The sequence below is a fragment of the Bradyrhizobium altum genome, from assembly GCF_020889705.1.
GTDB classification, from domain to species: Bacteria; Pseudomonadota; Alphaproteobacteria; order Rhizobiales; family Xanthobacteraceae; genus Bradyrhizobium; species Bradyrhizobium altum.
In genome coordinates this window covers 23,354-32,554 of record NZ_JACMYP010000075.1, presented here as the reverse complement: position 1 = coordinate 32,554, position 9,201 = coordinate 23,354, and the positions used below count along the sequence as shown (strand labels likewise).

8 protein-coding genes and 1 pseudogene are annotated in these 9,201 nt (G+C 64.3%); 5 read left to right on the top strand and 4 right to left on the bottom strand.

Annotated elements, in window-relative coordinates:
• Together H8B02_RS19770 and H8B02_RS19765 are read right to left on the bottom strand one after the other, a co-directional pair.
• Positions 1–300, bottom strand: a pseudogene (locus H8B02_RS19770) (SMP-30/gluconolactonase/LRE family protein); the annotation flags it as partial.
• Positions 301–499: 199 nt separating this feature from the next.
• On the bottom strand, positions 500–709 hold the full coding sequence (locus H8B02_RS19765; protein WP_229167761.1) for a hypothetical protein: 210 nt from the start codon (positions 707–709) through the stop codon (positions 500–502).
• A 353-nt stretch (positions 710–1,062) separates the two neighbouring features.
• Between H8B02_RS19765 and glsA the strand changes: the two genes are divergently transcribed.
• The 4 genes from glsA to H8B02_RS19745 all read left to right on the top strand — a co-directional run bounded on the left by glsA (position 1,063) and on the right by H8B02_RS19745 (position 4,746).
• Positions 1,063–2,058, top strand: coding sequence for a glutaminase A (gene glsA, locus H8B02_RS19760; protein ID WP_229167765.1), 996 nt, complete (start codon positions 1,063–1,065; stop codon positions 2,056–2,058).
• A 69-nt stretch (positions 2,059–2,127) separates the two neighbouring features.
• Complete coding sequence (locus H8B02_RS19755) at positions 2,128–3,780, top strand: MFS transporter (protein ID WP_229167760.1); 1,653 nt, start codon at positions 2,128–2,130, stop codon at positions 3,778–3,780.
• 65 nt (positions 3,781–3,845) lie between these two features.
• Positions 3,846–4,136, top strand: a complete 291-nt coding sequence (locus H8B02_RS19750; RefSeq protein ID WP_229167759.1) for a hypothetical protein — start codon at positions 3,846–3,848, stop codon at positions 4,134–4,136.
• A gap of 46 nt (positions 4,137–4,182) precedes the next feature.
• Complete coding sequence (locus H8B02_RS19745; protein ID WP_229167758.1) at positions 4,183–4,746, top strand: HdeD family acid-resistance protein; 564 nt, start codon at positions 4,183–4,185, stop codon at positions 4,744–4,746.
• A 7-nt stretch (positions 4,747–4,753) separates the two neighbouring features.
• On the opposite strand, the gene H8B02_RS48575 is transcribed toward H8B02_RS19745, so the two are convergent.
• Positions 4,754–5,068: a hypothetical protein gene (locus H8B02_RS48575; RefSeq protein WP_229167766.1), complete on the bottom strand. Its 315-nt coding sequence runs from the start codon at positions 5,066–5,068 to the stop codon at positions 4,754–4,756.
• Here H8B02_RS48575 and H8B02_RS19735 point away from each other — a divergent pair.
• A complete protein-coding gene (locus H8B02_RS19735; protein ID WP_229167764.1) occupies positions 4,956–6,215 on the top strand; it encodes a metal-dependent hydrolase family protein in 1,260 nt (419 codons plus the stop codon). The two genes, H8B02_RS48575 and H8B02_RS19735, sit on opposite strands and share 113 nt — an antisense overlap.
• Positions 6,216–6,264: 49 nt before the next feature.
• Here H8B02_RS19735 and H8B02_RS19730 read toward each other — a convergent pair whose 3' ends face one another.
• On the bottom strand, positions 6,265–8,946 hold the full coding sequence (locus H8B02_RS19730; protein ID WP_229167757.1) for a PAS domain S-box protein: 2,682 nt from the start codon (positions 8,944–8,946) through the stop codon (positions 6,265–6,267).
• Between the last annotated feature and the right edge of the window lie 255 nt (positions 8,947–9,201).

Sequence of the window (9,201 nt, the reverse complement as noted above, 5' to 3'; positions counted from 1 at the left end):
GAGGCTGCCGTCCTTCTCGCTGTACTTCATGATGCGGTTGTTGGGGATGTCGCTGAACAGCAGATAGCCGCCTTCGGGGAAATAGGCCGGCCCTTCCGCCCAGCGCATGCCGGTCGCGACCTGCTCCAGCGTGCTGCTGTAGAGCCGGTACTTGGCAAAGCCGGGATCGAGGATTTCGACGGCGGGATCCGGATAGCGCTGATTGGGCTTGAACGGAAACGACTGCGCCATGGCACGGTTGACGGCTGCGCTCGCCACGCTTGCGCCGATGCCGGCAACCAGATTGCGCCGTGAAATCATGTCTTCCTCCCCTGCGGATACCGCCCTTTCGAGGGTCGGCTGAGCGAGCCGTAGGAGCGTTGCCGGGGGCGGTCCAATGCCGTTCGAGCATCGATCAATGCTGATCCAATATCGATCTTTGGCCGCGGCTGCGACGCGCGCCTCAGCGATTGTGCCCTACTCAGACGCTGGCTCCGGCGAGGAGACGCTGATGCCCAGGCTAGCCAGGCGAGCTCTCCTGATTTCGTCTCATGATCTTGAGCATCAGCAGGACGGCGCCAAGCATCAGAAACAGGACACCGAAAACAATCGTATCGGTGGACTCGAATGTCACGCCAACAGCGGTCAGCAGGCATCCGATAATGATTGAGATAAGGCCGCCAAACTTCTTGACCAGGAACCAATATCCGTCACTTGTTTGCGCCGCCATGGTACGCCTCGCTTCTTCGGATGATGCCCCATGTTCTTCTCGCTAGTCTCGGTTCGCGTGCGCTCGCACGATGCTACTCCCGGACGGGAAAGTTGCAATCTGTCGTTGATCGCGCGTCGCGTTGACATCGGCCGTTTGAGTCAAACTGAAAGCGATTATGTCAGTCTCGCTCACTCAATCGAGCACCGGACATCGTTCCAACCGCAATCCTCGCACATAATTGATGGTCGGGTCGCAGCACCGAGCCCCGGTTGTATATTGACTCGATTGAAACTTGGGCGCCGACTGCGGAAAGCGCATCGTGTTCTAGAACGGAGCCGATCGGAGTTCAATCCGTTCGACGGAGTGATGCGATGGCGTCGCATTCGCTCGATCACCAAGAACAGCTCTACATCTCGACCGGCCACCTGCCCGGCCCGGAGATCGTGCAGTCGCTTGTGGACGACGCCCATCGACGGTTCAAGTCCAACACCGACGGAACCAGATCGCAGGTCTATCCGGCCCTCGCCCGGGTTCCGAGCGAGCTGTTCGGCGTATGTGTCGTTGGAACCAACGGGCGCGTGCACGGTGCGGGCGATGTCGACCACGAATTCTCCATCATGAGCGTCTCGAAGCCGTTCTTGTTCGCGCTGATCTGCGAGACGATCGGGCCTGAGGCGGCACGCGAAAAACTCGGTGCCAACGCCACCGGACTGGCGTTCAACTCGCTCGCTGCGATCGAACAGGGAAACGGGCGGACCAATCCGATGGTGAACGCCGGTGCAATCGCGACGACGAGCCTCGCGCCGGGACAGTCTATCGAGGAGTGCTGGCAATTCATCCACAGCGGGCTGTCGCGCTTCGCCGGCCGCAACCTCCCACTCAACGAGGAGGTCTACGCGTCCGCATCCGAGACCAATTTCCGCAATCGAAGCATCGCTCGCTTGCTGGAGAGCTATGGCCGGATCTACAGCGACGCCAAACAGGCGACCGACCTCTACACTCGGCAGTGTTCGCTGAATGTCAGTGCCAGGGATCTGGCCGTGATGGGCGCGACGCTGGCTGACGGCGGCGTGAACCCGGTGACCAGGCAGCGCGTGGTCGACGCTGATGTGTGCCACTACGTCCTGGCCGTGATGGTCACCGCCGGATTGTACGAGACATCGGGCGACTGGCTCTACGACATCGGCCTGCCGGGAAAGAGCGGCATTGGCGGCGGCATCGTCGCGGTGTCCCCCGGCAAAGGTGGTTTCGGGACTTTCGCCCCACCGCTGGATGCGGCTGGCAACAGCGTGAGGGGCCAGCTCGCTGCAAAATTCCTGTCGCAGCGGCTGGGCATGGATCTGTTCGTATCGCAACCGGAACAATGAACGAATGCGCGCAGGATCGGCGGACCCGCGGCCCGACCGATCGCTACCTCAATCAGGCCGGAGGATGCCATGGCAGCACAAACAATGTCGTTCGACGGCGTCCACCACGAAGAACGGGCATCATGGGTTCCGATGATCGCGATTGCGCTTGGTCAGATGATCATGTCGTACAACGTTGCATCGTTGCCGGTTGCCCTGGGGGGAATGGTGGCGAGCTTCGGCGTGCCGCCGACCACGGTGGCGACCGGGATCGTGGCCTACTCCATGCTTGTGGCGGGGTTCGTCATGCTTGGCGCGAAGCTCGCCCAAAAGTTCGGGGCCGTGCAGGTATTCCGCATCGCGGTCGTGCTCTTCCTCGTTTCGCAGCTCACGATGACGTTCAGCCCGACGGCCGCCGTCATGATTTCCGCGCAGGCGCTTTGCGGGGCCGCGGGCGCGGTGATCGTGCCGTCGCTGGTTGCCCTGATCGCCGAGAACTATGCCGGGCGCCAACAGGCGACCGCCCTTGGTGCGCTCGGCTCGGCGCGCGCCGCGGCGGGCGTGCTGGCATTCGTTATCGGCGGCGTGCTCGGAACCTATATCGGGTGGCGCCCGGCGTTCGGGATCCTGATCGCGGCTTCGGCGATCGTCTTTCTCCTCAGCTTCCGCCTGAGGGCCGACCGCGGCCGCCCGGATGTCCAGATCGATCTGGTCGGCGTCGCCCTTGCCGCAAGCGCGATTATTCTCATCAGCTTCGGATTCAACAATCTCAACCGTTGGGGGTTGGCGCTCGCCACCCCCAACGCGCCGTTCGATCTGTTGGGCGTTTCGCCGGCACCGATCATGATCGTGCTCGGTGTCGTGCTCGGGCAGGCCTTCCTGAGCTGGACACACCGACAGCAGGCCGGGGGGAAGACGCCGCTGCTGGCGCTGGAGGTGATCGACTCGCCCGAAGAGCGCTGTGCAGTCTATGCGCTGTTCGCAGTGGTCGCGCTGGAGGCGGCGCTGAACTTCACGGTGCCGCTTTACATCCAGATCGTGCAGGGACGTTCGCCAATCGCGACGGCGATCGCGATGATGCCGTTCAACCTCACGGTCTTCTTCTCGGCGATGCTCATCGTCAATGTCTACGACAGGCTGACACCGCGCCAGATCGGCCGCTTCGGCTTTGCACTCTGCACAATCGCGCTGCTCTGGCTCGCATTCGTGGTGCGCAACGACTGGAGCGAGATTCCCGTCCTGTTTGGCCTCGTCCTGTTCGGGATCGGCCAGGGCTCTCTGGTGACGCTGCTGTTCAACGTCCTGGTGACGGCCTCGCCCAAGGCATTGGCCGGAGATGTCGGGTCATTGCGCGGAACAACGCAGAATCTGGCGGCCGCCGTCGGCACCGCGGTCGCCGGCGCTCTTCTCGTCGGTCTCCTGAGCACGATCGCGCTCGGCAAGATCACCGCAAGCCCGGTGCTGACGAAAGAGCTGCAGAGCCAGGTTGATCTCAACAACATCACCTTCGTCAGCAATGACCGGCTGCGCAGCGTGCTGGAAGGCACAAGCGGCACGCCGCAGCAGGTCGAGGAAGCCGTTCGGATCAACACCGAAGCCCGGCTGCGGGCCCTGAAGATCGGGCTGTTGATCATGGCAGGCTTGGCCCTGCTGGCGGTCATTCCGGCCGGACATCTGCCGAATTACCGGCCGGGAGAGATTCCGGACGACGACGCGGCAGACAAGCGCGAACATGCGGCCTGACCGGAGGTCGCACGCCCGCGCCGTGTAGGGCGGCGAAATGCCGGCAAGGAACGGAGGAGCAAGCCATGGATGACATCGATCGCCGCATTGTGCTGCGGAGCATGCTCGGTGGTGTCGTCGCCGCGGGCCTCGGCACCGGCCTGTTGGCGCAGACCGCCGAGGCGCTGCCGCTCACCCTCGAAAAGTACCTCGTTACCAAGGCGAACGATACCGGACCGCCGATTCATCAGGTCGACACGCGTCGACGGCCTGGGCGACCTCGACCGCCGCCCCCGCCGCCGCGCCGTCACTGGCGTCGCCGGCGACGCTGGACCTGCTGGTGGCATCGCGGCCGTCGGCACTGCGGATGGCGCTAGCGTTGACCCGTATCGAGGCTTGGTGCCCTGAAATCAGGAGGACGACATGACGACCTATGGCAACAGTTCCACGGTTGGTCTGACGGGCCTGCCCACGCCGCCTCTATGGATGCGCATCCTGCTCGGGATCGCGATGATCGCCGCAGGCCTCCTGGTGCTCGGGGATGTCGTGTTCTTCACCATCATCAGTGCCATCTTCATCGGCTGGACAGCGATCTTCGCCGGCGGCTTCGAGATCGTGCACGCCTTTTGGACCAAGGGATGGGGAGGCTTCGTGTGGCAGCTGCTGCTCGGAGCCCTTTATGTTGCAGCCGGCATCGTCCTCCTGAGCCAGCCGGTGACCGGCGCGTTGATCCTGACCTATGTGCTCGGCCTTATGCTGCTCGTCTCGGGCTTCGTCCGCGTGCTGATCGGCATCGGCCATCGACAGCAGTCCGGCTGGATCATGGTGGCGTCCGGGGTGTTCGGCGTTCTGGCCGGCCTCGTCATCCTGACGGGATTTCCGGCAACCGGGCTGTGGGTGCTCGGAATGTTGCTAGGCATCGATCTTCTCTCCCACGGCATCGGATGGTTGACCTACGCCTGGCAGCCCGCCGCCAGGCCCGCGTAGTGGCCCGTCAACTCAACGATGCGCGATAGCGCCGGCCCCCTCCTTCACAGAAGGATTGGGAATCCGGCGCCGGATACTGACTCAGGCGGAGATCGGATATGTCAGGTTTGAGAATACCGGGCGGACTCGTCGGAGTTTTCGCGCTGCTTGCCGCGATCGGAATGACTCCCGCCGTCTTGCCTGCTGCGCAGGCACAACAGGAGTCCGCGATCCTGTTCCGGAACGTCCGCATTTTCGACGGAAAGAACAGCGCACTCTCCGCGCCGTCCAATGTCCTCGTCAGGAACCACAGGATCGAGAAGATTTCGGCTGCGGCGATCACGGTCGATGCTCAAGTGATCGAAGGCGGCGAACGCGTCCTGATGCCCGGGCTGATTGACGCACATTGGCATGCGATGCTGGTGCGCCCGACGCCGGCGACAGCGATCGCCGGCGACGTCGGTTACAACAATCTGCTCGCGGCCGCCGAAGCGACCGACACGCTGATGCGGGGCTTCACGACCGTTCGTGACATGGGTGGACCGACCTTTGGGCTCAAACGAGCCATTGACGAAGATCTCGTGGTCGGCCCCCGCATCTATCCATCCGGCGCGATAATCACCATTACCAGCGGCCATGGCGATTTCCGGCAACTGTCCGATCTGCCACGCACGATCGGCGGCATGCTCAGCCGTATGGAGAAGATTGGCGGCAGCATGATTGCGGACAGTCCGGACGAGGTTCGCGTGCGGGCACGTGAGCAACTCATGCAAGGAGCTTCGCAGGTCAAGCTCACCGCCGGCGGTGGCGTGGCATCGCCGTTCAGTCCGCTCGACGTGGCCACGTTCACGGAGCCCGAGTTACGCGCCGCCGTCGAAGCGGCCACGAACTGGGGTACCTATGTCGCCACGCATGCCTACACGCCGGTCGCTATCCAGCGGTCGATCGCGGCCGGTGCCAGGTGCATCGAGCATGCGCACCTGATGGACGACACGACGGCCCGACTGATGGCCGAGAAAGGAATCTGGTTGAGCACGCAACCCTTTCTCGATCTGACAGCCGCAAATGCCCTTGGGCCCGCGGAGCAGGACAAGATGCGGCAAGTGGTTGCCGGAACCGACCGGGTCTATGCGCTGGCGAAGAAATACGGAATCAAGACCGCATTCGGCACCGACGTTCTGTTTTCGAAGGCATTGGCGGATCGGCAAGGCGCCATGCTGGTCAACCTCACTCGCTGGTATACGCCGGCTGAAGCGCTGATCATGGCGACATCGACGAATGCGGAACTCATGAGCCTGTCGGGCCTGCGAAATCCATATCCCGGCAAGCTCGGTGTCGTCGAGGAAGGCGCGCTGGCCGATCTACTCCTCGTCGACGGCAATCCGATCGACAACATCAAGCTCGTCGAAGATCCCGCAAGGAATTTCATGGTCATCATGAAGGGCGGAAAGGTCTACAAGAATCTGCTTGTCAGCGAGACAAGGCGATAGACCACAGCTTGGATGATGGAGATTGGGCTCGGAGGGACGCCGGGCCCGCCTACTCCGCGGCCTGCTCCAGCGGCGCGACGCGCGGCAGGATCATCTGGATGCGGGTGCCGTTGCCCGGCGCGGAATCGAGCGAGAGCCGGCCGCCGAGGCGATTGGTGACGATGCTGTAGACGATGTGCAGCCCGAGCCCAGTGCCACCCTGATCGCGCCGCGTCGTGAAGAACGGATCGAAGGCGCGGCGGCGCACGTCGAGGCTCATGCCGCAGCCATCGTCGGCGAAGATCACCTCGACATAGTCGTTGCCGGAGGCGTGCACCTGGATCTCGACCTCGCCGGCCTTGCCGTCCGGGAACGCATGCGCGACCGCGTTGAGGAACAGGTTGGTCAGCACCTGGCCGTACGGTCCGGGATAGGAATTCATGATCAGGTTGGGCTCGCAATCGACGTTGAGCGTCAGATTGTGCTTGCGCAGGCCGGGCCGCAGACTCATCACCACCTGCTCGGTGAGATCGCCGAGATCGAAGGTGCGCTGGTCCGAATAATTGCGGTCCGCGGCGACCTGCTTGAACGACTGGATCAGCTCCGCGGCGCGGTTCAGATTGGCGACCAGCTGCGAGGAGGCATCCCGCGCCGTGTTCAGGAAGTCGTTGAGGCTCGAGCGGCGCAGGTCGCCGCGCTCGACCTGGGTCGCGAAGTTCGCGGTCTTACGCTCCAGCGCGGAGGCCACCGTGAGGCTGATGCCGACGGGATTGTTGACCTCATGGGCGACGCCGGCGACCAGGCGGCCGAGCGCGGCGAGCTTCTCGGCCTCGATCAGCGAATTCTGGGTTTCCCGCAGATTGCGCAGCGCCGCCTCCGCGGAGTCCCTCGCCTTGCGCATTTCCTGTTCGGAGCGCTTGCGCTCGCCGATGTCGAGCGCGACCGTGACGATGTTCTCGATATCGCCCTGGGCATCGAGGATCGGTAGCTTGTTGACGAGCCATTGCCGCATGTTGCCGGCTGCGTCCTTGTACTCTTCCTCATAGAAACCAAGCTCGCGGCGCGCCGACAGGACGCGCTTGTCGTTCTCGTCGGTCTTGGCTGCGCCATAGCGCAACATCAGCTCGGCGGTGGTCTGGCCGATCGCGTCCTGCGGCTCGATGCCGAAGATGCCCGCCATGTAGCGGTTCATCAGCACGTAGCGCAGGTTGCGTTCCTTGACGTTGATGACGGCGGGCACCGTGTCGATAACCATCTGCAACAGCCGGCGGCCTTCGGCGATGGCATCCTCGGCGCGCTTCTGGTCGGTGATGTCGCGCACCGTGCCCTCGTAGCGGACCACCTCGCCCTCGTCGTTGCGTACGACGGTCGCGGAATCGGACAGCCACAGCACGGTGCCGTCGCGCGAGCGCACCTGATACTCGTAGTCGCGCACCGTGCCGTCGCGCCGCATCAGCTGCTGGTACTGCTCCCGCGCCGCCGGATCGACATAGACGGTGGAGGCGATGTCGCCGATGCCGTTGATCAGGTCCTGCGGCGTGGCATAGCCCATCATCCGCGCCAGCGCCGGATTGGCGTTGAGCAGCGCGCCGCCCGGCGTCGTGACGTAGATGCCGTCGACCGATGCCTCGAACAGCTTGTGGTAGCTCTCCTCGGCGAGCCGCTGCTCGGCAAGCGCGCGCAGTGCAGCCTCGCGCGCGCTGTCGGCATCGACCAAGGTCTGGCGGAACACCTCGGCGGCGCGCGCAATGTCGCCGATCTCGTTGTCGAGATCGGCGCCCGGAATGAACGCGCTCTTCTCGCCGCCCGCGACCTTGCGGATCGATCCGGCGATCCGGGCGAGCGGGCGAACGGTGCGGCGAACCACCAGCACCGAAGCGAACAGGCCGATCAGCACCCCCGCCGTGCCGAGCACGATGCTCTGCCATTTTGCCTCCGCCAGCGTGCGCGCAAAATCGCGCGACAGCACATGGCCGCGGCGCGAGCTGAGCTCGCGCAGCAGCTCGGTGACCTTCTGAATCAGGCGGCCTTCGGCGCCGAGTACCTCGCGGTCGATGTCGGCGATCTGGCCCTCGCGCACCGAAATCGCGCTGATCGCCTCGGCATAATTGTCGACCGCGCCGCGCAGGGCGGGTTCGGCGATGGTCATCGCCCGCATGCTTTGCGCGGCCTGCTCGGCGGCCGACGTGTTGTGCGCCAGGAGCGCGGTGGCAATGCGGCTCTGCGCCTGCGACAGCGTGTTGGCCAGCGCCGCATCATCGCTCGCGGCGACCGCCTTGTCGAACGCATCGCGCAGCGGCGGCAGCCCGCCGACAATTTCCGCGCGGCGACTGAGCAGCGCCGAGATGCGCTCGATCCCGCTGCGATAGGTCGCCAGCCGCTGGGTGACGCCGTCGATCATGTCCTGCTGCTCGGGCGCCAGCTCGATCCGGGTCTTCTTCAGGATCTCGCTCAGCGACTGGGCCGCCTCTGCGACCTGGGCCGACTGGTTTCCGGGCTCGGTGACGAAGTCCCGCGCCGCCAGCCGCAGCTCGTTGGTGCGACGATCGATATCCTCGGCGATGTCGCCGACGCTTTGCAGCCGCTGCAGCTCGGCGAAGGTCGTATCGATGTGCCGGATCGCGATCACGCTGGCGGTGGACGTGATGATGATCACAGCCAGCACCAGCAGGAAGCTGCCGAACGTGAGCTGGCCAATGGAGAGGGAGAACGCACGCGGCGCTTGCGAATTCGGCGGCAATTCAGCGGTCATGTCATCAAGGCCGGGGTCCAATGCGCCCCAATATACGGGAAATTACGGGCTTTGGGGAAACATGCTGAAGCCCTTCGCCGGCCGGCGGTGTGACCCGTGTCACCCGGGGCCGCCGGTGGCCGATTCCGGCACAGGGTGACGTCAGGCCTTGTCCGGCGAGATGCCGGCCTCCTTGACGCATCCGGGGACATCCAGCCGGCAGCCGGTTTCGGGAGACTGGACATCAGGCGCCGGCAGCCTTCGGCGCCGGGGTCG